The sequence below is a fragment of the Aestuariivivens sediminicola genome, assembly GCF_022662015.1.
GTDB lineage: Bacteria > Bacteroidota > Bacteroidia > Flavobacteriales > Flavobacteriaceae > Aestuariivivens > Aestuariivivens sediminicola.
Window position 1 is genome coordinate 26,066 of record NZ_JAKMCM010000010.1, and the last position, 23,219, is coordinate 49,284.

General features: G+C 40.4%; 29 protein-coding genes and 1 tRNA gene. 24 read left to right on the forward strand and 6 right to left on the reverse strand.

Translation table 11 applies throughout. From position 1 onward, the window contains the following. Positions 1-3 precede the first annotated feature (3 nt). The 17 genes from MR041_RS14960 to MR041_RS15040 all read left to right on the forward strand — a co-directional run bounded on the left by MR041_RS14960 (position 4) and on the right by MR041_RS15040 (position 12,087). On the forward strand, positions 4-1,317 hold the full coding sequence (locus MR041_RS14960) for an ABC1 kinase family protein (protein ID WP_242095062.1): 1,314 nt from the start codon (positions 4-6) through the stop codon (positions 1,315-1,317). Beyond that, entirely contained in the window at positions 1,314-1,946 is a 633-nt protein-coding gene (locus MR041_RS14965) for a flavin reductase family protein (protein WP_422613580.1), read from the forward strand. Before MR041_RS14960 ends, MR041_RS14965 begins: the two co-directional genes overlap by 4 nt. After that, a complete protein-coding gene (locus tag MR041_RS14970) occupies positions 1,943-3,376 on the forward strand; it encodes an SDR family oxidoreductase (RefSeq protein WP_242095064.1) in 1,434 nt (477 codons plus the stop codon). The genes MR041_RS14965 and MR041_RS14970 overlap by 4 nt, the downstream gene beginning before the upstream one ends. Beyond that, a complete protein-coding gene (locus MR041_RS14975; protein WP_242095065.1) occupies positions 3,363-3,506 on the forward strand; it encodes a DUF2256 domain-containing protein in 144 nt (47 codons plus the stop codon). Before MR041_RS14970 ends, MR041_RS14975 begins: the two co-directional genes overlap by 14 nt. Then, positions 3,479-4,786 (forward strand): DASH family cryptochrome, encoded by a 1,308-nt coding sequence (locus MR041_RS14980; RefSeq protein WP_242095066.1) that lies wholly within the window; start codon positions 3,479-3,481, stop codon positions 4,784-4,786. Before MR041_RS14975 ends, MR041_RS14980 begins: the two co-directional genes overlap by 28 nt. Continuing rightward, positions 4,787-6,319, forward strand: a complete 1,533-nt coding sequence (locus MR041_RS14985; RefSeq protein WP_242095067.1) for a cryptochrome/photolyase family protein — start codon at positions 4,787-4,789, stop codon at positions 6,317-6,319. Between the two features lie 87 nt (positions 6,320-6,406). Continuing rightward, entirely contained in the window at positions 6,407-6,835 is a 429-nt protein-coding gene (locus MR041_RS14990) for a hypothetical protein (protein WP_242095068.1), read from the forward strand. Further along, positions 6,832-7,104 (forward strand): TIGR03643 family protein, encoded by a 273-nt coding sequence (locus tag MR041_RS14995; protein WP_242095069.1) that lies wholly within the window; start codon positions 6,832-6,834, stop codon positions 7,102-7,104. Before MR041_RS14990 ends, MR041_RS14995 begins: the two co-directional genes overlap by 4 nt. Positions 7,105-7,151: 47 nt before the next feature. After that, complete coding sequence (folE, locus tag MR041_RS15000) at positions 7,152-7,847, forward strand: GTP cyclohydrolase I FolE (RefSeq protein WP_242095070.1); 696 nt, start codon at positions 7,152-7,154, stop codon at positions 7,845-7,847. A gap of 4 nt (positions 7,848-7,851) precedes the next feature. Beyond that, positions 7,852-8,067 (forward strand): hypothetical protein, encoded by a 216-nt coding sequence (locus MR041_RS15005; RefSeq protein WP_242095071.1) that lies wholly within the window; start codon positions 7,852-7,854, stop codon positions 8,065-8,067. Between the two features lie 158 nt (positions 8,068-8,225). Next, positions 8,226-8,441, forward strand: a complete 216-nt coding sequence (locus MR041_RS15010; RefSeq protein ID WP_242095072.1) for a hypothetical protein — start codon at positions 8,226-8,228, stop codon at positions 8,439-8,441. 23 nt (positions 8,442-8,464) lie between these two features. After that, a complete protein-coding gene (locus MR041_RS15015; protein WP_242095073.1) occupies positions 8,465-9,148 on the forward strand; it encodes an SDR family NAD(P)-dependent oxidoreductase in 684 nt (227 codons plus the stop codon). 8 nt (positions 9,149-9,156) lie between these two features. Next, positions 9,157-9,693, forward strand: coding sequence for a glutathione peroxidase (locus MR041_RS15020; RefSeq protein ID WP_242095074.1), 537 nt, complete (start codon positions 9,157-9,159; stop codon positions 9,691-9,693). A gap of 6 nt (positions 9,694-9,699) precedes the next feature. Continuing rightward, positions 9,700-9,876 (forward strand): Lacal_2735 family protein, encoded by a 177-nt coding sequence (locus MR041_RS15025; RefSeq protein WP_242095075.1) that lies wholly within the window; start codon positions 9,700-9,702, stop codon positions 9,874-9,876. Then, the gene (locus tag MR041_RS15030) at positions 9,863-10,324 is read left to right on the forward strand and encodes a TspO/MBR family protein (protein WP_242095076.1); all 462 of its coding nucleotides are present in this window, start codon (positions 9,863-9,865) and stop codon (positions 10,322-10,324) included. Before MR041_RS15025 ends, MR041_RS15030 begins: the two co-directional genes overlap by 14 nt. A gap of 2 nt (positions 10,325-10,326) precedes the next feature. Continuing rightward, positions 10,327-10,788, forward strand: a complete 462-nt coding sequence (locus tag MR041_RS15035) for an SRPBCC family protein (RefSeq protein WP_242095077.1) — start codon at positions 10,327-10,329, stop codon at positions 10,786-10,788. Next, positions 10,789-12,087 (forward strand): cryptochrome/photolyase family protein, encoded by a 1,299-nt coding sequence (locus tag MR041_RS15040; RefSeq protein ID WP_242095078.1) that lies wholly within the window; start codon positions 10,789-10,791, stop codon positions 12,085-12,087. Positions 12,088-12,114: 27 nt separating this feature from the next. Here MR041_RS15040 and MR041_RS15045 read toward each other — a convergent pair whose 3' ends face one another. The 4 genes from MR041_RS15045 to MR041_RS15060 form a co-directional block, all read right to left on the reverse strand. Continuing rightward, complete coding sequence (locus MR041_RS15045) at positions 12,115-12,681, reverse strand: hypothetical protein (RefSeq protein WP_242095079.1); 567 nt, start codon at positions 12,679-12,681, stop codon at positions 12,115-12,117. Between the two features lie 41 nt (positions 12,682-12,722). Beyond that, complete coding sequence (gene murA / locus MR041_RS15050) at positions 12,723-14,033, reverse strand: UDP-N-acetylglucosamine 1-carboxyvinyltransferase (protein WP_242095080.1); 1,311 nt, start codon at positions 14,031-14,033, stop codon at positions 12,723-12,725. 6 nt (positions 14,034-14,039) lie between these two features. Next, on the reverse strand, positions 14,040-14,675 hold the full coding sequence (locus MR041_RS15055; RefSeq protein WP_242095081.1) for a DUF4290 domain-containing protein: 636 nt from the start codon (positions 14,673-14,675) through the stop codon (positions 14,040-14,042). A gap of 65 nt (positions 14,676-14,740) precedes the next feature. Then, complete coding sequence (locus tag MR041_RS15060; protein ID WP_242095082.1) at positions 14,741-15,034, reverse strand: DUF493 family protein; 294 nt, start codon at positions 15,032-15,034, stop codon at positions 14,741-14,743. 241 nt (positions 15,035-15,275) lie between these two features. Between MR041_RS15060 and MR041_RS15065 the strand changes: the two genes are divergently transcribed. From MR041_RS15065 to MR041_RS15085, 5 genes are all read left to right on the forward strand, one after another. After that, positions 15,276-15,815 carry an AAA family ATPase gene (locus tag MR041_RS15065; protein WP_242095083.1) on the forward strand — a complete coding sequence of 180 codons (540 nt, stop codon included), beginning with the start codon at positions 15,276-15,278 and terminating at the stop codon, positions 15,813-15,815. A 2-nt stretch (positions 15,816-15,817) separates the two neighbouring features. Further along, positions 15,818-17,722, forward strand: a complete 1,905-nt coding sequence (locus MR041_RS15070) for a RecQ family ATP-dependent DNA helicase (protein WP_242095084.1) — start codon at positions 15,818-15,820, stop codon at positions 17,720-17,722. Then, the gene (gene fmt / locus MR041_RS15075; RefSeq protein ID WP_242095085.1) at positions 17,719-18,666 is read left to right on the forward strand and encodes a methionyl-tRNA formyltransferase; all 948 of its coding nucleotides are present in this window, start codon (positions 17,719-17,721) and stop codon (positions 18,664-18,666) included. Before MR041_RS15070 ends, fmt begins: the two co-directional genes overlap by 4 nt. 188 nt (positions 18,667-18,854) lie before the next feature. After that, the gene (locus MR041_RS15080) at positions 18,855-19,127 is read left to right on the forward strand and encodes an HU family DNA-binding protein (RefSeq protein ID WP_242095086.1); all 273 of its coding nucleotides are present in this window, start codon (positions 18,855-18,857) and stop codon (positions 19,125-19,127) included. Positions 19,128-19,251: 124 nt separating this feature from the next. Further along, the gene (locus MR041_RS15085) at positions 19,252-19,812 is read left to right on the forward strand and encodes a YqgE/AlgH family protein (RefSeq protein WP_242095087.1); all 561 of its coding nucleotides are present in this window, start codon (positions 19,252-19,254) and stop codon (positions 19,810-19,812) included. On the opposite strand, the gene MR041_RS15090 is transcribed toward MR041_RS15085, so the two are convergent. Both MR041_RS15090 and MR041_RS15095 read right to left on the reverse strand, forming a co-directional pair. Further along, on the reverse strand, positions 19,809-20,651 hold the full coding sequence (locus tag MR041_RS15090) for an aminotransferase class IV (protein WP_242095088.1): 843 nt from the start codon (positions 20,649-20,651) through the stop codon (positions 19,809-19,811). The genes MR041_RS15085 and MR041_RS15090 overlap by 4 nt on opposite strands. A 51-nt stretch (positions 20,652-20,702) precedes the next feature. Next, positions 20,703-21,095, reverse strand: a complete 393-nt coding sequence (locus MR041_RS15095) for an START-like domain-containing protein (RefSeq protein WP_242095089.1) — start codon at positions 21,093-21,095, stop codon at positions 20,703-20,705. A 199-nt stretch (positions 21,096-21,294) separates the two neighbouring features. Between MR041_RS15095 and MR041_RS15100 the strand changes: the two genes are divergently transcribed. Together MR041_RS15100 and MR041_RS15105 are read left to right on the forward strand one after the other, a co-directional pair. Next, positions 21,295-21,368 (forward strand) — tRNA-Met (locus MR041_RS15100). A gap of 1,309 nt (positions 21,369-22,677) precedes the next feature. Further along, positions 22,678-23,219, forward strand: a 542-nt coding sequence (locus MR041_RS15105) for a hypothetical protein (RefSeq protein WP_242095090.1), incomplete at its 3' end; no start/stop codon positions are given.

The following is a 23,219-nucleotide window of genomic DNA, read 5'->3' on the forward strand; positions in this document are numbered from 1 at the left end:
GGAATGAAGACCATAGATAACATACCTACTTCTAAGATTCAAAGAGCAACAAAACTGGTTTCAACAGGGGCCAAAGTTGGTGTTAATTACTTGAAATATTACGGTGATCGATTAGTGAATACCGAACTGGAAGCAAAAGAACGTTTAAATAAAAATAATGCTTCCGATATTTACGACGGGCTGAAACAACTTAAGGGCAGTGCTCTTAAGGTGGCTCAGATGCTCAGCATGGAAAAGAGCATTCTGCCACAGGCTTATGTTGAAAAGTTCTCTCTTGCGCAGTTTTCCGTACCACCCTTGTCCCCTCCTCTGGTGATAAAAACGTTTAAAACCTATTTTGGGAAACACCCAAACGATCTGTTCGATACTTTCAACGCAACTTCCGTAAATGCTGCCAGCATCGGTCAGGTGCATATGGCAACTAAGAATGGGAAAAAACTTGCTGTGAAAATCCAATATCCGGGAGTTGCAGAAAGTATCGCTTCAGATTTGGCCATGGTGAAACCTGTGGCGATCAGTATGTTCAATATAAAGGGCAAAGATTCAGATAAATACTTCAAGGAAGTTGAAAATAAATTATTGGAAGAGACCAACTATATTCTCGAAATCGAACAAAGTAGAGAGATTTCCAAGGCTTGCGCTCACATTTCAAACATCAGCTTCCCGAATTATTATGAGGAATTATCCTCGGATCGCATCATCACTATGGATTATATGGATGGCATTCACCTCTCTGAATTCTCAGTGCGTAATTCCGATCAGGAAAAAGCAAATAAATTGGGGCAGGCACTGTGGGATTTTTACATGTATCAGATTCATCATTTGAAAAAAGTACATGCCGATCCACATCCTGGAAATTTTATGGTTTCTGAAAAAGGGGAATTGATTGTTCTCGATTTTGGCTGTATGAAACAGATCCCACAAGAATTCTACACCCCCTATTTCGAGCTCGCCAAAAAAGAAAATCTCAATAATCGAAAGTTTTTTCAAGACCGGTTATATGCACTCGAAATATTAAAAGAAGAGGACAGCAACGAAGAGAAAGCGTTTTTTACTCAAATGTTTCACGATATGCTCAGTTTATTTACACAGCCGTTTCACAATGATGTTTTCGATTTTTCTGATCCCGAATTTTTTGGAAAAATAGCTGAGCTGGGTGAACGCTACTCCAAAAGTACGGACCTGAAGAAAATGAATGGTAACCGAGGGTCCAAGCATTTCATATATATTAATCGTACCTTCTTCGGGTTGTATAATTTAATGTTCGACTTAAAAGCCCGGCATATTCGAATTGATAATTACCTGAAACTTACCTGATGTATTTTGACGAAAACGACATACAAAAGCTGGATCACATATTCCGAATCAACCTCATCAATAGTTGCTCTGGATATAAAAGCGCCAACTTAATAGGGTCGATTTCACATGAAGGTATTGAAAATGTCGCAGTTTTCAGTTCGGTAACCCATTTGGGTTCACAACCTGCCTTGCTCGGTTTTTTTCTCAGACCGACAACGGTAATACGAAACACCTATGAAAACATTAGATCGACAGGGTATTACACGCTTAATCACATCCACGAGACGATCATCAAAGAAGCACATCATACTTCAGCAAAGTATGAAGCATCTGTGTCTGAGTTCGATGTGACCACCTTGAGACCTGAATATAAAAACGGTTTTGAGGCACCATTTGTAGAAAAGGCCCCTATCCAGATCGCGATGAAATATGTCGAGGAATATCCAATTAAAGCCAATAATACCATCTTGGTTGTTGGTAAAATCATTGGCCTTTATGTCAATGATACTCTCGTTGAGGACGATGGTTTTATTAATTTATCGAAAGCAAAGGTAGCAGCAATTAATGGCTTGGATGGTTACGTTATCCCAAAGAATAAAGTAAGATTTGGTTACCAAAGACCAAAATCATTAACTTCACCGGCATGACAATTCTTGTAACGGGAGCCACCGGCTATATAGGGAAACGGCTTATTCCCTTTCTTCTTAATGAAGGGCATAAGGTGGTATGTGTTGTAAGAGACAAACTTCGAGCAGATAAGAGCTACGCGGAAGACGATAATGTATTTGTTTTTGAGGGCGATTTTTTAAAGCCTGAAACCTTAGAAAATCTCCCCGTAAAAATTGATGTGGCCTATTACCTGATTCATTCCATGTCAAATTCTTCTAAAAATTTTGAATCCTTGGAAGAACAATGTGCCCATAATTTTAGAACATATATTGAAACCACTCAAACGAAGCAAGTCATTTATTTAAGCGGCATTACGAATGAAGAAAAACTTTCTAAGCACTTACGATCTAGAAAAAATGTGGAAGAACAGCTCGCTTCAGACCTGTATGCCCTCACCATTCTCAAGGCTGGAATTATTGTCGGATCCGGAAGTTCGTCATTCGAGATCATTCGGGATCTTGTCGAGAAACTGCCTGTGATGATTGCCCCGAAATGGCTCAATACCAAAACACAACCTTTAGCGGTAAGAGACGTTTTGAATTATCTTTTTAAAGTTGCAGGAAATGAATTCTTCTACAACAAGAGCTTTGATGTTTTTGGGCCTGAAATTCTAACCTACAAGGAAATGTTGCTGCAATTTGCTGAGGTACGCGGATTAAAACGCCACATCCTTACAGTACCCGTAATGACGCCAAAATTATCGTCCTACTGGTTATATTTTGTAACCTCAACGTCATACAAGCTGGCGTCTTCGTTGGTAGACAGTATGGGGGTGCAAATTATTGGACAGCCCAGTAACATTAATGACATTTTAGATATTCAACCCATTTCCTATAAACAGGCGGTTCAGTTAGCATTTGAAAAGACGGAGCAAAACGGTATCATTTCCAGTTGGAAGGATTCCATGATCAGCAGTGGTCGTTTGAGGAAACAGTTGCATAAATACGTCAATGTACCCAAGTTTGGATGTTTTAGGGATTACAGGGAGCGCCCTGTCATAGACAAACAAAAGACACTTGATAAAATATGGGAAATCGGAGGAGAAAATGGTTGGTATTACGGTAATTTTTTATGGCGCATTCGCGGTTATATCGACAAACTTTTTGGCGGTATCGGACTGCGAAGAGGGCGAACCAATCAACATGAATTAAATGCCGGAGATGCACTGGATTTTTGGCGTGTTATTTTTGCAGACAAAAAACAGCAGAAACTTCTCATGTATGCCGAAATGCGATTACCAGGTGAAGCCTGGCTCGAGTTTAAAATTGAAGACAATATCCTAAAGCAAACGGCCACGTTCCGTCCTCGAGGTCTTTGGGGAAGACTTTATTGGTACAGCGTATTGCCGTTTCATGGCATTATCTTTTCCGGTATGATTAAAAATCTTGTCAAAGTTGAGTCACAATAAACAGGTTTTGCCTCATAAAACATGTCCGGTTTGTCATCGACCATTCGCCTGGAGGAAAAAATGGGAACGCAACTGGGAACACGTAAAATATTGCAGTAAGCGATGCAGAAAAAGCAAAATATCGGCTTAGTTTGGTTCAGAAATGATTTGAGAGTTTCAGATAACGATGTGCTTCATCTAGCCACCTCCAATCATGAAATCCTTATTGCTTGCTATTGCTTCGATCCGCGACACTTTGAGAACGGAACCTTCGGATTCAAGAAGACAGAAAAATTCAGGGCCAAATTCCTTATTGATTCGGTAAGCGATCTGAAGACCAGCTTAAAAGCGATGGGGATAGAATTATTCATTTTTCTTGATAAGCCGGAAAATAGCATCCCAAAATTACTTGAAGAATGGGATATCTCTAAAGTCTATTTGCAAAAGGAATGGACGCCTGAAGAAGGTCATGTTCTGAATCAAGTCAAATCCAGGGTCTCCATTACGATCCGGTTTTATGAGTCCTACACTCAATTTCTCTATCATCCCGAAACGATCGAGATGAAGATCTCCGAAATTCCCATGGTTTTTACAGATTTTAGAAAGCATGTTGAAAAATACGCTCGTGTCAGACCATTAACGGCAGAACCGCAGTATAGGTCTTCGAAGGTTGTTCCCAATACAACTCGAATACCCACCTTAGCCGATTTAGGATTTCAGGATTTTGAACAGCATCCGCTATCTGCATTTCCTTTTACTGGCGGTGAGCGTTCGGCATTCCAGAGATTAAATTATTATATCTTCGAAACAAAAAAACTCGGTGTTTACAAAAAAACCAGAAATGGTCTGATAGGAACAAATTATAGTTCCAAACTATCGCCATGGTTGGCCAATGGGAGCCTTTCGGTAAGAACCGTGTATTGGAATGTAAAACGATTCGAAGAAGAACACGAAAAGAACCAATCGACCTATTGGTTGATCTTTGAACTGATTTGGAGAGACTATTTTAAGTACGTCTCACTGAAATACGGCAACAGCATATTTCATCTTAGAGGCATTCGCAATAGGGAATATGAATGGGAACGGGATGTTCGCGAAATCAATAATTGGATTAACGGTAAAACCGGGTCTTCTTTTGTAAATGCCAATATGCTGGAACTTCAACAAACGGGATGGATGAGTAACCGCGGGCGTCAAAATGTGGCATCTTACTTCTCTAAAGACATGCGGTTGGACTGGAGAATTGGAGCATCCTATTTTGAATCGCTGTTAATAGATTATGATGTGCACAGTAATTACGGTAATTGGATGTACGTTTCCGGTGTTGGTAATGATCCAAGGGACAGAAAATTCGATGTAGAATGGCAGGCCAATCGATATGATCCCTCGGGAAAATTTCAAAATTTATGGCTTCAACCAACCCTTTTCTAAATGAAAACCCTAAGACTCATACTCGGCGATCAGCTTAATATCAACCATTCCTGGTTCAAGACACCACAACACCATGTCATCTATTGTCTTTTTGAAATGCGTCAGGAAACGGACTACACCGAACATCACATTTTAAAAGTGGTTGGGTTTTTTGCCGCCATGCGTCAGTTTGCCAAGGATCTGAAAACTAAAAAACATCGCGTAGCATATTTTGAAATTGATGCTCCCAACAACACACAAAATTTAGAGGAAAACCTCTCCACACTCATATCAGATCATCAGATTGAACGGTTTGAATATATGGAACCCGACGAACACCGATTGGATGTACAGTTGCATGAATTCTGTAAAAGCATTGAAATCCCCTCAAAAATGTGCAGTTCAGAACACTTTTACACATCGCGATTTGAACTTCAGTCCTTTTTCAAGGGAAAGAACCAATTTTTAATGGAGACCTTTTATCGATATATGCGAAAAAAACATGACATCCTCATGGTTGGAAAGCATCCGGAAGGAGGCAAATGGAATTACGATAAAAGCAATAGAAAACCCTGGAAGGAACATATTGATATCCCGCCATTCAAGCAATTCGACAATGACGTATCAACCGTGTTAACAGCCATTGAAAAGGACAACATCAAAACCGTAGGATTCATTGAAAACAGCACCCTGGACTATCCAATTTCACTGCATCAGGCCGAAGCACAGTTACAGTACTTCTGTGAGCACCTGTTAATTCATTTCGGTGACTTTCAAGATGCCATGCATACCCACGAGGTTTACCTATTTCATTCCAGATTATCTTTTGCCCTCAATATCAAACTGATTTCTCCAAAGCATGTTGTAAACCGTGTTTTGGACTATTACAGGGCACACGAAGAAGAGATTCATATATCACAGGTAGAAGGTTTTATTCGACAGCTACTCGGCTGGCGCGAATACATGCGTGGCATGTATTGGATGCTTGGCATTGACTACAAAAAGAAGAACGCGCTGAAAAGCACCAACCATCTGGCCAACTTTTTCTGGACCGGGAATACCAAAATGAATTGTCTAAAGAATGCCATAACGAATTCATTACAAAATGCCTATGCCCATCATATCCAGCGCTTAATGATCACCGGGAATTATGCCCTCCTGACCATGACCCATCCGGACGAGGTGGATGCATGGTATCTCGGCATGTATATGGATGCGATTGAATGGGTCCAACTCCCTAACACCAGAGGTATGAGCCAATATGCCGACGGGGGGCTGATCGCAACCAAACCCTACATCTCCTCCGCCAACTACATTCATAAAATGAGCAATTACTGTCAGGATTGCTATTATGACAAGAAATCCGTCACAGGTCCTGAAGCCTGCCCATTCAACAGCCTTTATTGGAATTTTCTGGATGAAAAACGAGACCAACTGGAAAATAACTTGCGAATGAAGATGATGTATAGCTTGCTAGACAAAAAGGATGCTTCAGAATTGAATGCGATAAAGGAAAAAGCACAGCATATCATTGCTAATCAGGAGGACTATTAGTTTTTGTAATGACTTCATAATTATTTTTGTTTAACTTTATATGTTTTTTGTTAAACATTTTGTATATTTGACCATAAGCCGTTAGATATGATTCTTAATACAACACATTCAGACAAAGAACACAAATCGTTAATAGAGGATTTGGTCGGGCGCTCTTTCACGCTTTTCGAAGCGATCAGACTGAAAGGAATAGGTTCAAAACGTATGATCATTGGAGAAGTAAGTCCAAATATGAAATCGTACCTGAATAAAATAGCAGATATTAATTATGCCAATATTGAGTTACGTAAAAACGGCATTTTAATTTTTATAAACAAAGGGCTTCAAAACTTTACCTGGGCCATACCCTATTATCAATTGGTCATGTACAAAACCAATGGCATCAGTATTCATGCCCAGGGCAAGTTCATTCACTTTAAAAATACAAAGACCTTCAAAGAGAATAAACCATTCTTTCAAAAAATGTTAGACGAGAAGATAAAATCCGACGAACAATATAATTTTCAGTTCGCATGAATTTTACGGCATTGGAAAAGGATCGCATCATTGAAATGGCCTGGGAAGACAGGACCACATTTGAGGCCATCAGATTTCAATTCGGGATAAGGGAGCAAGAGGTCATTGCGTTTATGAGAACCCAATTGAAACCGAAAAGCTTCAGGAGATGGCGTGAGCGCGTCCAGGGAAGAAAGACGAAACATGAACAATTGAGAGGTTTTAAAACAGGACGGTTTAAATGCAGCAGACAAAAGCAAATAACCCACAACAGGATTTCAAAACGTTAACGTGCTTTGTTTGATTACGAATTAAAACAGCACATAAAAAAGAACATATGCAATTAGAAAAAGAAAAAACAAAAAGAAACGGCCATAAATTAAATGGGTATACCATAGAAGATATTGGCGATGATCACCTCTATACGGGCTTGGAAACTCCAATGAAAGATGATGCCTTTAAACTGACTGATGTAGAAAAGAAAAGGCGTATTGCCATTCTTTTTGAGGAAATAATGGATGTTATGGGTCTGGATTTAACTGACGATTCATTAAAAGGCACGCCTGAACGTGTGGCCAAAATGTATATTGATGAGATTTTTTCAGGACTAAACCCTGCAAACAAACCAAAAGTGGCCTTGTTTGATAATAAGTACAAATACAATCAGATGTTGGTCGAAAAGAATATTACCTTCTATTCCAACTGCGAACACCATTTTGTACCTATTATAGGTAAAGCGCATGTCGCCTACATATCATCTGGAAAAGTAATAGGGCTCTCTAAGCTTAATAGAATAGTTAATTATTACGCCAAGCGACCACAGGTCCAGGAACGCTTAACAAATCAAATTGCCAAAGAGTTAAAATCCATTTTAGACACAGAGGATGTTGCGGTTATTATCGACGCGAAGCATTTGTGTGTGTCCTCAAGAGGTATAAAAGATGATACCTCATCGACGGTTACTGCCTATTATGGCGGAAGGTTTAATACATCAGAAAAAATTACAGAATTGCAAAATTATATAAATAATTAATGTTATGGACTTAATTGAACGCGCATTAGAATTTGAACAAAGAAAAATGAGATCCCTCTCAAGAAGCGACCGTGTTTTGATTTCAAGAGAGGCCAAAAGTCTGATCCTGGATTTAAATCAGATCTACAAGAGAGAAAAAGATCAAAGGATTATGGATATAATGAAACGCTTAACGGCCATCAAAAGAAAGGTGGAAAAGCGTTTAAAGGGAAAACTTTAATTAGAAAAAATTATAAAAAAAAATGAGCTTTATTGGATAACTAATTGTGTTTTATTCAATAAATCTAAATAAAAACCGATAATCTGCCACAATTTACTATATTGCAAACCGTCCAAAAATTTTTGGGCACTTCACACAAAACAATAGTATAAAAAATTATGGAGATTATTGGCAAAGCTTTAGAGTTCGAGCAGCGCAAACACACCTTTAAAACAACAAGTGAGCGTATCGAATCCTCTAGAGAAGTAAAGCAATTAATTTTGAGCATAAATGAAATCTATAAGAAAGATAAAGATCCTGAACTTATGGATTTAATGAAACGCTTAACGGTTATAAAACAAAAAATTGAAAAGCGGCTAAAGGGCAGGCCATAACTTATTTTAATGCCCTAAACACTATGAAGACAGTTATTGTTATTGGTGGTAGTAAGGGCATTGGCAAGGCCATAGTTGCAAAGCTTTTAGAGTATTGCAATGTCGTTAACATAAGCAGAACCACTCCAGAAATAGCACATCCGAACCTGAGGCACTTCTCATGTGATGTGACTACAGATAAACTTCCTGAAATTGATCATGCTGACGGGCTGGTGTATTGTCCGGGAAGTATCAATTTAAAGCCCATTTCGAGGTTGCTAATAGACGACTTTAAGAACGATTTTGAAATTAACGTTCTTGGTGCCGTAAAGGTAATACAACATTTCCTCCCTGTATTGAAAAACGGTAAGCATCCCGCTATTGTTCTTTTCAGTACGGTAGCTGCGAAATTGGGAATGCCTTTCCATGCCAGTATCGCGGTTGCCAAATCCGGGGTTGAAGGCCTGGTTAAATCGCTGGGTGCTGAGTTGGCGCCTACCCTTCGTATTAACGCCATTGCACCGACTGTAACGGATACCGAGTTGGCATCGAAATTACTCAGGAACGAGAAAATGGTGGCTAATATCACGGAAAGACATCCGCTGAAGAAATTCCTCTCTCCTGAAGAAGTGGCTTCCATGGCGGAGTTTCTATTATCGGAAAATGCATCTTCCATTTCAGGACAGATATTCGAGATGGATTGCGGTATTGTATCATTTAAAATTTAGATAGTATCATGAACCTATTAAAAACTATAGCTCAGTTCGGAACAGGAAAGGATCAACAAAAATTAACGGAAATTGATTCTATTTATGACATTGAAATAAACGACCTGTCAGGACAACCCATCAACTTGAACGATTACAAAGGCAAGTACATTCTTTTTGTAAATGTGGCATCGAAATGCGGATTTACACCACAATACAAAGATTTACAGAGCCTTCAGGATGCGTACAAAGACACCTTACAGATCATTGGGGTACCATGCAATCAATTTGGCGGGCAGGAACCCGGTAATGCTCAGGACATTTCATCATTCTGTGAACTGAATTATGGTGTGAGTTTTAAGATTACCGAAAAAATCCATGTTAAGGGCAGCAAACAGCACCCACTCTATACCTGGTTGACCCAAAAGGTGAACAACGGTGTTAAGGATTCGTCCGTTAAATGGAATTTTCAAAAATATCTGGTCTCACCAAAAGGCGAATGGCTTGACTATTATTTTTCCGCCACCGGGCCCTTAAGTTCAAAAATTACAAAACACTTAAAATAAAATGCTATGTTTGGATTATTTAAAAGAAAATCAGAAAAAGAACGATTAGAGGAAAAATTTAAAAAATTAATGCAGCAATGGCATCAATTATCATCGATAAACAGGGCTGCCAGTGATGAGAAATACGCTGAGGCTCAAGAAATTGCTAGAATATTAAATCGAATGAACAGTGAAGCTGCTTAAATACATAGCAGTATTTTTAGTCATCAATTTTGGCGCATTAGCCATTGGAGGCTGGCTCATGGACAATGGGCCACAAACAGAATGGTATCGTAGCTTGAATCAAGCGCCCTGGACACCTCCGGGATGGGCTTTTGGTGTAGCTTGGACATCCATAATGATCTGTTTTTCAATTTACATGGCCTATCTGTATAACTTGAAACCAGGTAATAAAGTCCTGTTATTGTTTACAGTGCAATTTGTTTTAAATGTGATCTGGAATTATATATTCTTCAATCAGCACTTTATAGGCATCGGATTATTGGTCATTATTTTGCTCACCATTGTAGTCGCCCTGTTCACGTTTTCGTATAAGGAAGTTTTGAAGGCGAAAACCATATTGATATTACCGTACCTCATCTGGTTATGTGTAGCAACATCACTGAACGGTTATATCTTTTTTAATAACTAAAAATGAAGATTTACAGATTACATAAAAAACAAAATTTACCGATAAGTATGGATACGGCCTGGGATTTCCTTTCCGATCCCAGGAATCTGAAAACCATAACCCCGGACTACATGGGATTTCATATCCTGTCCGGCGCGGACCGGCCCATGTACGCCGGACAAATCATTCAATATATTGTGACACCTGTCCTCGGTATAAAAACGAAGTGGGTCACCGAGATAACACATGTGGTCCCCAAACAGTACTTTATCGATGAACAGCGGTTCGGTCCTTACAGTCTATGGCATCATAAACATTTCATTAAACCCATAGAAGGCGGCGTCGAGATGGAAGATATCGTGGACTATAAACTACCTTTGGGTGTCTTAGGGCAGCTTGCCCATCCCATTTTGGTCAAACCCAAGCTTGAAGAAATTTTTAATTACAGGACGGAGAAGCTGGAAGAACTATTTGGCAGGTACTAAATGAAATCCCCCATAAACATATTCTGGTTTCGTCGGGATCTCAGGTTAGAGGACAATACCGGTTTGCATCATGCCTTGGAAAGTGACTATCCTGTGCTGCCCCTATTTATTTTCGATACCGAGATATTGGACAAACTACCCAGGAACGATGCACGCGTCACTTTTATTCACGAAAGTCTGCAACGCATGCAGGCTGAACTTCAGGATACCGTGGGAGGCAGTATCGCCCTATATCATGGCAAGCCTTTGGAGATTTTTAAACAATTGGCACAGCACCATCAGATCCATACGGTATTTACAAATCATGATTACGAGCCCTATGCGAAACTGCGCGACGATGAAATAAAAACATTTTTGACACAGAAGGACATCGCCTTTACATCCTTCAAAGATCAGGTGATTTTTGAAAAAGATGAGGTCGTCAAGGCCGATGGAAATCCCTATGTGGTTTACACACCATACATGAAGTCGTGGAAGGAAAAATTCAAGACCTATACCTTAAAGACCTATCCTCTCAATTTAGATCAAATTATTAAACGGTTCGACTATCCCAATTTGGGCTTATCGGATATCGGCTTTACCCGATCCCGGCAAGTCATAGCACCTTATAACACATCAGCGGCTCTTATTCAGAATTACGAGGCCTATCGCAATTTTCCATCAAAGGAGGCGACCTCCAGACTTGGACCGCACCTGCGTTTTGGGACGGTTAGTATTCGTAAAATCATGACGAAGGCCATCGCTGAAGAGAATGAAACCTTTTGGCAAGAATTGATCTGGCGCGAGTTTTTTATGCAGATCCTTTGGCATTTTCCATTTACGGCAAGTCAATCCTTCAAACCCAAGTACGATCGCATACAATGGCGCAATAATGAAACAGAATTTAAAGCCTGGTGTGAAGGAAAGACCGGATATCCGCTTGTCGATGCCGGTATGCGACAATTAAATGAAACCGGTTTCATGCACAACAGGGTGCGCATGTTGGTTGGCAGCTTTTTATGCAAGCATCTCCTTATCGATTGGCGTTGGGGAGAAGCGTATTTTGCTGAGAAATTACACGACTATGAGATGGCCAGTAACGTGGGTAACTGGCAATGGGTGGCCGGATGCGGTGTCGATGCGGCACCTTACTTCCGGATATTTAATCCTACGACTCAGATCGAAAAATTTGACAAAGACCGGGCATACATTAAACACTGGTGTCCCGATTTTCAAGAGCGCAACTATCCCGAACCCATTGTGGAACACAAATTTGCCAGGCAACGCTGTTTAGAGGTCTATAAGTCGGCATTGGATTAAGCGATACAACCACAGTTATACCCCATATCAGGTCTTCTTGGACTTTAAAAGGAGGTTCAGGCCGAGCCAGATTAAAACCATAATCAATAGGATAAAATACAGGCTCGTTGTAAGACTTTTGGTCAGGGAGCACAGCATGGTCAGCTGAACTTCAATTGGCATTACATCAGGATAGGTATTCAACAGCACAATAATTCCAATGTTCTCCAGATAATCAGCTGTACCGGCCAGTATGGGCAATGCGCAGGCATAGAAAAGTAAGGAATCCAGTCGATTTAATTTTTTAAGCAGGTATCCAAAAAGAAGGCTGTAACTGCATCCGAAGAGAAAAGGATACACCATATCCACCGGGATCTGGCAGGTCAAATAGGTAGATCGTCCCTGCACGCCAAGCGCACTAAACAGTTCGATAACATATTCCAAATCGTACCCAAGTGGCATCATGTCCAACAGCTTCATCCCATTGGCAAAGGCCATGGTTTCTGGAATGGTTACGGCCAGCATAAGGCCATAGACCACATTGGTCAGTACAAACAGTGACAGGACCTTCCAGCCCTGGACGTTGTTTTCTATGAAGGCCTTTAATCGATTCATTTGAATGTTATTAGGAATGTAAAAGAGGTATCCGACCCCTATTAATCGATTCGTTCAATATGCGCCCCTATAGCGCGCAAACGTTCATCGATACGCTCATAACCGCGGTCGATCTGCTCAATATTTTGAATGGTAGACGTCCCCTTGGCTGATAATGCGGCGATAAGCAGTGATACCCCAGCCCGAATATCCGGAGAGGTCATGGTGGTGGCTTTCAGTGTCGATTTAAAATCGTGACCAATAACGGTGGCACGGTGTGGATCGCATAAAATGATCTTGGCACCCATATCGATCAACTTATCCACGAAGAACAACCGGCTTTCAAACATTTTCTGATGCACCAGTACACTGCCCCTGGCCTGGGTAGCAACGACCAAAACGATGCTCAACAAATCCGGTGTAAATCCCGGCCATGGTGCATCGGCAATAGTCAATATGGACCCGTCAATAAAACTCTGTATTTCATAACCATCGGTATGGGCGGGAATATGAATATTATCCCCCTCTCTTTCAACCGTGATACCCAATTTTCGAAAAATGCTCGGCATGATCCCCAGATCGTCCCAGCTCACATTTGTGATTGTCAGCTCACTTCGGGTCATTGCGGCTAAACCGATCCAACTGCCAATTTCAATCATGTCCGGTAACATGGTGTGCTCAGTACCGCCTAATGCCTTCACCCCTTCTATGGTTAAGAGGTTGGATCCTACCCCACTAATTTTAGCTCCCATACGGTTCAGCATTCTGCACAACTGTTGCAGGTAGGGTTCACAGGCTGCATTGTAGATTGTCGTTTGCCCTTCGGCCAATACCGCAGCCATGACAATATTGGCTGTTCCGGTGACCGATGCCTCCTCCAGGAGCATATAGGTCCCCTTTAATTTTTTAGCCTCAACCCCATAGAACTGATCCTCTCGGCTATAACCGAATTTAGCGCCCAGTTTTATCAGGCCTTCAAAGTGGGTATCCAAACGTCTGCGGCCTATTTTATCGCCTCCCGGCTTTGGAATATAGCCTCTGCCAAACCGCGCCAATAAAGGTCCAACGATCATAATGGATCCTCTCAGACCCCTGCCGTCAACTTTAAAGGCATCGGACTCCAAATAATCCAGATCCACGGCATCGGCCTGAAAGCTGTAGCTGCCTTTTGACAGCTTCTTTACCTTAACCCCCAGCTTCCGCAACAGGCTAATCAATTTATTGACATCAACAATATCGGGAATGTTATTTATGGTTACTTTTTCAGGGGTGAGCAACACGGCACACAAAATCTGTAAGGCTTCATTCTTCGCACCCTGAGGCTGAATGCTCCCTTTGAGCCGGTGCCCTCCTTCAATCTTAAATACTCCCATAAATGTTTAGTAACGTTTTCTTTGACGGCCTGATCCCTTCTTATGTCCTTTTTTGCCTGAATACTTGCTCTTGGATCGCATTAAGCTGGAAGCATCAGACAGGTCTTCATCCGAATTCTTCAGGTTTATTTTTCCTCCTGAAAGCTCGTAAAGGTGATCATAAATGACGTCGTCCTCAACCGTGTCTTTATTCCAATTCAAAAAACACTTCTTCATGTGATTCGCAATGGTATAGATCAAGGCCTCCTTAAGTTCGCCCTCCTCCCAGGTGTTGGCTACGTCGATCATTATTTTTATGTTATTGCCATAAAATCGATATTTGGGATGGTTTTGAGGGTATTTTAAAGGTTCAGGGCGCTCCTCAAAAAGTTCCCTGGAAGGCTTTGGGAAAGGTGATTCCACATCCAGTTCGAAGTTAGACATAATAAAAAGCTGATCCCAAAGTTTATGCTGAAAATCAGGTACATCTCGCAAATGCGGTTGCAGGTTTCCCATAACCGCTATAATGGCCTTGGACAATTTTTCGCGTTCCTCCTTACTTTCCCTGGTCTTTGCGTAATTAATCATTTTTTGGATGTGACGACCATATTCGGGAATGATTAAATGTTCACGCTCGGTGTTATATTCTAAATTGTCTATCAAAATTTATCAGTGTAGAATTAATATTAGGACGTAGTTGTAATGTATGCGCAAAATACAAAAAAATTCTAAAGGCTTATAACACCTTCCACTTTTTCTGTGACTTCTTTGTATTTCTCGATAACGGCATCAGGATCCCTTAAAAGCACATTAATGGACACACTGGTATACTTTCCATTTTTAGATTCTATGGTGTTGATCACAGCGCCCATATTATTGAAAATACCCTCTATCTCTGCGATCTTCCTGACCTCAGATTTCACGATAAATTTATACAAATACTCTGCCGGCCAAGTGTTGGTCTCATAGAGTTGTGCCCTTAATTTCATATAGAAGGCCTCAGAATTCGAATTGCTGTTCATAGACTATTTTTTTGAGCTGCAAAAATACATGTTTTTTTAAGAAGAGCATGATTTCCATTAGCCAAATCATAAATCAAATCATGCTGGTTTGGGCCAGATCATATTCTGCAACATGAATCTGGTGTTTTAAGACCATCTGTCCGCCAAACACCAATTTAATTCGATCTGCACTCAAGACCCTGTCAGTCCATTTTTTTTATAACAGTTAAATTACGAATTTTACATCCAAAATGCGTCCAATTTGAAATCAAAAAAAATAATCATAACCGGTGGTCCGGGAACAGGGAAATCCAGTATCATAAATCAGTTGAAAAAAAAAGGCCATACCTGCCTTGAGGAGATTTCCCGACAGGTCACTCTCGAGGCCAAAAACCAGGGCATTGACCAGTTATTTCTAAGTGACCCCCTATTGTTCAGCGAACTATTGCTGAAAGGACGGCAAGAACAGTTTCAACAGGCGGAGACCTTAGCTGTCGACACGGTATTTTTTGACAGGGGTATTCCGGATATTGTGGCTTACATGGATTTCATTGGTAATCGTTATCCGAAGGCCTTTAACGAGGCCTGCAAAAACTCGATCTATGATATGGTGTTTATTCTGAAACCCTGGGAAGCTATTTACACCAGCGACAATGAGCGCTATGAAAGTTTCGATGAGGCCATTCAAATTCATGACCACCTGGTGAATACCTATACGAAGTACAATTACATGTTAATAGATGTCCCATTTGAAACCGTTGAAAACAGAACCGATTTTATTTTGAATATTGTGCATATGTAATTATGGAACACCCCATAAACATATTAGAGCGTTACTGGAATTATACGGCATTTAAACCGCAGCAGGAAGCCATTATCCAATCGGTTCTGGATGGGGAGGACACCTTTGCCCTGCTCCCTACCGGTGGCGGTAAATCGATATGCTACCAAATTCCTGCATTGCTGAAAGACGGCATATGCATTGTTGTCTCTCCCTTGATTGCCTTAATGAAAGACCAGGTAAAAACACTAAATGAGAAAGGCATAAAAGCCATGGCGCTAACCAGTGGTCTGTCGTTTCAGGAACTGGATACGCTTCTGGACAATGCCATTTATGGGAATTATAAGTTTTTGTATGTGTCGCCGGAGCGACTGCAGCAGGAATTGGTACAGGAACGCATAAAACTTATGAATGTCTCTTTAATAGCAGTCGATGAGGCCCATTGCATTTCACAGTGGGGAAATGATTTCAGACCAGCCTACAGGAACATTGTCCAACTCAGACAACTAAAACCGTCCGTAAATGTCATCGCGCTTACAGCCTCCGCCCGGCCAAAGGTTGTTGATGACATTATTAGTGCATTGGATTTCATAGCTCCCAAGGTATTTCGAGAATCCTTTTTCAGGGCGCATCTGGCCTATATCGTACTGCATGAGAATGACAAATATTACAGGCTTGAAACCATCTTACAAAAACACAAGGCCCCGGCCATAATTTATGTCCGAAACAGAAGGTTATGCAGTGAGGTCAGCGGGTTTCTGGAATCAAAAAAAATTAGCGCCACCTTTTACCACGGTGGACTTACCGCAGAGGAAAAGAACAACAACATGACACGTTGGTTAGAGGAACAAAAACAGGTCATGGTGGCGACCAATGCCTTTGGTATGGGTATCGATAAGCCCAATGTAAAAACGGTCATTCATTTGAATTTACCCGATAGTATTGAAAGCTATTTTCAGGAAGCCGGCCGTGCCGGGCGCAATGATGATAAAGCCTATGCCATTCTTTTGAAGAACGACAGTGACGAAAATGTTGTAAAAAGTCAGTTTTTAAGCAGTCTGCCCACAGTGCAGTTTGTAAAAATGGTGTACCGAAAGCTCAGTAATTATTTTCAAATATCCTATGGTGAGGGCGCCTACAGCAGCTTTAATTTTAATTTTAATGCCTTCTGTAAAGCCTACGATTTCAATGCGCTGCTTTGCTATAACACCCTGATGGTCTTAGACAGGAACAGCATCATTAATCTGTCGAGACATTTCAGGACTCAGGTAAGCTTGCAATTTGTGGTTGCACAACATATCCTTTTTAATTATCTGGACAGCCATTCCCATTTTGAAGTGATTGTGAAATCCATTCTGCGGATCTATGGTGGTATTTTTGAATACCTGACACCGGTGAACACGCTAAAGATTGCCGATAAGGCCTCGACCACCGAAACCGAGATCATAGCGATGCTGAAACAGCTGCATAAAGACGGTATCATCGATCTGGATATGCGTAAGACAGATGCCGAAATTACGTTTATCGAACCTCGTGAAGATGATAAAACCATTAATCGCATTGCTTCCATCATAGAGCAGCAACGCACCCTTAGACAAGAGCAGGTAAAAGCGGTACTGGATTATATCGGTAATGACAAGGTCTGCCGAAGCGTGCAACTTTTGTCCTATTTTGGAGAATCCGATTCCAGACCGTGTGGTATTTGTGACGTGTGTTTAAAAAACAAGAAACCAAAAGAAGCAACGCCCCAGGGGCTTCTTAAGAACAAGATCATTGCCCTACTGGAACACGGCGATCAATCATCGCGAGACATCATGTCACATATTGATTCCTCGGCAGAGGAAACCCTGTCGATGTTGAATACATTACTGGAGCATGACATCATCGCCATTACAGAAACGAATACATATAAGTTGAGTCATCTATGAGGAAATTACGAATCATTTTTATGGGTACTCCCGATTTCGCGGTACCGGCATTAAAGGCCTTAATCGAAAACAACTATACTATTGTGGGGGTTATTACCGCCCCGGACAAACCTGCGGGTCGTGGACAAAAGCTCCGTGAAAGTGCGGTAAAACACTATGCTAAACTGAATAACCTAAAGGTGCTGCAACCTACAAATTTAAAGGATGAGGACTTTTTAAGTGCATTGAAGGCCCTGGAAGCAAATCTTCAGATCGTAGTGGCGTTCAGAATGCTGCCAAAAGCAGTTTGGCAAATGCCAGAATACGGGACCTTTAATTTGCATGCATCACTGCTGCCGAATTATCGGGGTGCCGCTCCTATAAACTGGGCCATTATGAATGGGGAAACCCAAACGGGAGTGTCGACATTCTTTATTGATGAAAAAATAGACACAGGTGAAATGATCTTGCAGGAATCTGTGGCCATAGACCCCGATGAAAATGCCGGAAGCCTACATGACAAACTCATGACCATTGGCAGTGATCTGGTCATTAAAACGGTAAAGCAAATAGAAACGGATAGTGTCACAACTACCCCTCAGGTAGAAACGGAAAACTTAAGAACCGCTTTTAAACTCAACAGGGATAACTGTAAGTTAGATTGGAAGGCTCCCTTAGAAGACATCTATAATAAGATTCGCGGATTGAGTCCGTATCCGGGTGCCTGGTGTACCTTATGTAACGGGGAGGATGAATTGGATATTAAGATCTATGAAAGTAAAAAGGTCTATCAGGACCATAGCTATGCTTCAGGTCATATTGTCGCCACTAAAAAAGAACTTAAGGTAGCCGTGCCCCATGGCTATATAAAAATTGAAAAAATTAAGCTTCCCGGAAAGAAATTAATGGACACCAAATCGCTATTAAATGGTTATACCTTTTATGCCAATGCCAAAATGCGCTAAACCCTTATTATTACTGCCATTATTAAAACTTCGACGAAATACATCTCCTTTATTAACAAATACGTGAAGTTATCAACAAAACCATGCATTTCCCTTGCTATTACTTGCGTGGTTGCATAATCCGTATAAATTTGTAGAGGATTTAACAAAAGATGTTTAACCAATTTTAATTATTTAAATTTTATATTATGAACAAAACAGATTTAATCGATGCAATGGCAGAACATGCAGGAATCACGAAAGCTGCTGCAAAAAAAGCTTTAGAATGCGCTCTAATAGAAATTGAAGGTGCTTTACAAAAAGGTAACCGTGTTTCTCTAGTTGGATTCGGTTCTTGGTCGGTTTCTAAAAGATCAGCAAGAGAAGGCAGAAACCCTCAAACCGGTGAGACTATAAGAATTAAAGCCAAAAATGTTGTAAAGTTTAAAGCTGGTTCAGATTTATCAAGCGCAGTTAACTAAACTTGCATCATAAAAATTTAAATAAAAGCCTTCATCTGTTTGAAGGCTTTTTTTGTTCGACTTTTTGTCAGAGTTGCATTTTTAATAAATAAATATTAGATTTAGTTACAAATTTCACAAAAATATGGTCACAATTAAACCAAAAAAGGGCGATTTGTTAATTGCCGAACCTGCCATAATTGGTGATTTATCATTTAACCGCTCGATTGTTTTGCTCGCCGATCACAATCATGATGGGTCTATTGGTTTTATATTGAACAAGCCGCTCGAATACACCATTAACGACCTCCTTCCTGAAGTTGAGGCCTATTTCAGAGTATACAACGGCGGTCCGGTGGAACAGGATAATCTTTATTTTATCCATAAGGTCCCCGAACTTATTCCGAACAGTATAGAAATATCCTTTGGAATTTATTGGGGCGGTGATTTCAACAAGGTGGTTGAACTCATTACCAATGAAACCTTAATAGAAAAGGACATTCGCTTCTTCCTGGGGTATTCCGGATGGGATGCCAACCAACTGGAGCAGGAGTTAAAATTGAATTCCTGGGTGGTTTCTGAAAATATCTACAAAAAGGCCATTATTGAAAAGGACTATCAGCATTTTTGGAAAGAGAAAATGTTGGAGTTAGGCGGTGAATATATCATCTGGTCCAATGCGCCTGAAAACCCGAATTACAATTAAGTCAGCCCGAGACTCTCGTTTAAATGCCGGGTTATGTCTTTCGACACTTCCATACTAAATTGTTTCTTGCGGTATTTAGTGACGGGTTGAATGCCCGCAATGACATTGGTTATAAAAATTTCATCCGCTTTTTGCAGTTCGAATGCCGATATGGTTGCTTCCCGTACCTCATAGGCAGGGTGGTTTTTTAACAATCTCAGAAGTTGTTTACGCATGATCCCATTCAGGCAGCCTTCAGTAAGCGGTGGTGTTTTTATGATCTGATCCTTTACCAGGAACAGGTTACCGTTCAGGGCTTCCACCACATTTTTATTGGTGTTTAACAGCAGACAATTGGCCAACCCGTTTTCCCTCGCATATATACTACCAATAACGTTAAGGGCCTTGTTATTGGTCTTTAAAGTGGAGAGCAAACTCGGTGACAGATAATAATCTTTAAATAAATCGATCACATAGGGATCGGTATCCATCCGATAAGCGTCAGTTGCCAAAGGCTTTACCGAAATCACGAAGCCCACATCGTGATTTTCAGGTAAATACAGGCCCCCTTCTGCACGATGCACCGTTAATTTCACTCTGGCGGTCTGATCTGATAAGGCATTGGTCTCCAAGGTTTTTAATACCTGATTTTCAAGATACTCCATGGTGAAATTCATGGGGATTTCCATACGCATAATACGCATGGATGCCATTAATCGAAAATAGTGGTCTTCCCAGAACAGCAGGTTGCCCCGTACCGATTTTACAGTTTCAAAAAGCGCATCCCCATAGGCATAGCCTCTGTTCTCCATGGAAAGAACGGTTTGGTTTTCTAAAATAGTTCCGTTAAAATTGATCATAAAAAAATCCCGAAAAAATCGGGACAAATATAAGATTAAAATACGATCTAACTAAACCGAACCCAGGACCTGTTTTAAATCAGAAATCTGGTTGTCCCATAGCATTTTAGCCTCCTCAACTTCGTCTTCCTCTGCAAAATCTGTCACCATCAGGGATACGTCTTTGGTAATCTCATCCACCTGAATACGGATCTCGAAATAATAATTCAGATCCTCCTCTTCATCGACCACCCATCTGAACTTGATCCGCTCCCCGCTTTTCTTACTCAGCAACTTCGCCTTTTCCTCACTACCGTCCCAGATAAAGGTGAATATTTCACCTCGGGAATTGACATTATCCGAAAACCATTCGGAGAGTCCAGAAGGGGTGGAAATATATTGAAATAGTAATTGTGGAGATGCATGAATAGGAAACTCGAGTTCAAACTTAATTTTATCGTCCATAGGTTGCTGTTAAATTTATGTTGCTCAATATATACATTAATTCATGAGATTTACAAAAAAAAGTGATAATATTTTATTTAAGTTCTGTTTGTGCGCAATGATTTTGTTTTTATCTTTGCAGCCTTGAAAAAGGCGAGGTAGCCCCGCCTGAACGGTGTCAGTCGGGCAGGTCAGGTGGTTAGCGCTTTAAGTTCAAAATGGCGAGGTAGCTCAGGTGGTTAGAGCGTCGGATTCATAACCCGGAGGTCTCGAGTTCAAATCTCGATCTCGCTACAGCAGAAAAGGTTCAGTACGAAGTGCTGAACTTTTTTTATGCCCGATACTGAAGCTTGCTTCGGGTATAAGTGCATAAAAAAGGGAGAATGCGTCAGCATTTGGACCTTTTCTATTGTCACAGCCCCCAAACGCAGATTCTATACATCTCGATCTCGCTACAGCAGAAAAGGTTCAGTACGAAGTGCTGAACTTTTTTTATGCCCGATACTGAAGCTTGCTTCGGGTATAAGGGTATAAAAAAGGGAGAATGCGCCAGCATTTGAACCTTTTCTATTGTCACGGCCCCTAAACGCAGATACTATAAATCTCGATCTCGCTACAGCAGAAAAGGTTCAGTACGAAGTGCTGAACTTTTTTTATGCCCGATACTGAAGCTTGCTTCGGGTATAAGTGCATAAAAAAGGGAGAATGCGTCAGCATTTGGACCTTTTCTATTGTCACAGCCCCCAAACGCAGATTCTATACATCTCGATCACAAAGGAATGATCAAAAAAAGAGATTAAGTTACTTCTTATGACCGATGAGAGAAGTGCACATAAGGAAAGAAAAAAATTCTAATAATCCTCTGAAACACCCAGTATTTATAAGGCTTAAGAAAGATGCTTATAAAATCCAATTTTATCCTTATGTTTTTACCAATTCATAGGCATGAAATTCTGATTTCTTCCGCATGAAATTTTGGATTCACAGGCATAACTATTTTAACAGCTGCTTCACGCCCAAATAGAGGAACACTCGGAATAGCTGAGTGAAGTAATCCTTTTTTTTTAAATGCCGTTGTAAGACCCTAAACGGGCTTCTTAATGGAAAATTAAAGCATGAATCCTAACGATAAAAGTCCCGAAATCGACCTCTAAATTGACACGTTATCGATTTACCTGTATTGATACCTAAAATTTTAGTTTATTTAATTTATTATCAACTACTTAAGTCAGATGAACCAATATTTTTATTTACATTTTATCGAATTTATTTGCATTTCATAGATGTTTTTTAAATTAATTATCCTATATTCGTGTCCGTATAACAGTATTTTTTGTATTCGTACTTTTTTGTAGGGGTTCAAACGACCTGTTATCCATTAAAAAACTGTTAGTTAATCCATGGGTAAAATTTACGTCCAACTGTAGAGGATAAGTGTATTTCAACGATTTTTTTTGTCCCCTACAACGCATCACAATAATTTTACCGCTTCCCTCATAAAATTGGTTAATAGCACGTTAAGCCATAAATATGTTCGTTTATAAAAATTTTTATTTAAGCGAACACATTTTGTTTGTGCAACGCCCTAAAATATTAACAGTTTATGAACAAAAGCTACTTATGTAAATTACTATATACGTATAGTGCCCTCCTTTTATGCAGTTCGCTTTGGGCCAATTCCATCTTTATAAATAGAGAGATAGCGTCTACCGAAAAGAACAATACCCCTTATTATGGTATTCTTTCGGATTATGCGCAGTTGATTGAACCTCACAATAGCACTATTTATACATTTTCTAATAATAATCTTTTAGCAGCTCCCAGTTGTCAAAACATTACTGTTTTTTTAGATAATACAGGAAATGCATCCATTACTCCTGCTGATATTGATCCACTGAACGTAGGGCCAAATTATACACTCGATATTAGTAGCTTTGATTGTTCTGATATCGGTTCACCGATTACAGTAACAGTTACAGATTCTAGTGATAGTTCCACCTGCACTGCAAGCGTAACTTTAACTGACAATATTGACCCAACAATAACTTGTGCTGCCGATGTCGCTGTTAACGTTGATCCCGGAGAGTGCTTCGCTACTGTAGCTCTTGTAAATCCAGCAACCTCAGATAACTGTGGTATCAATGC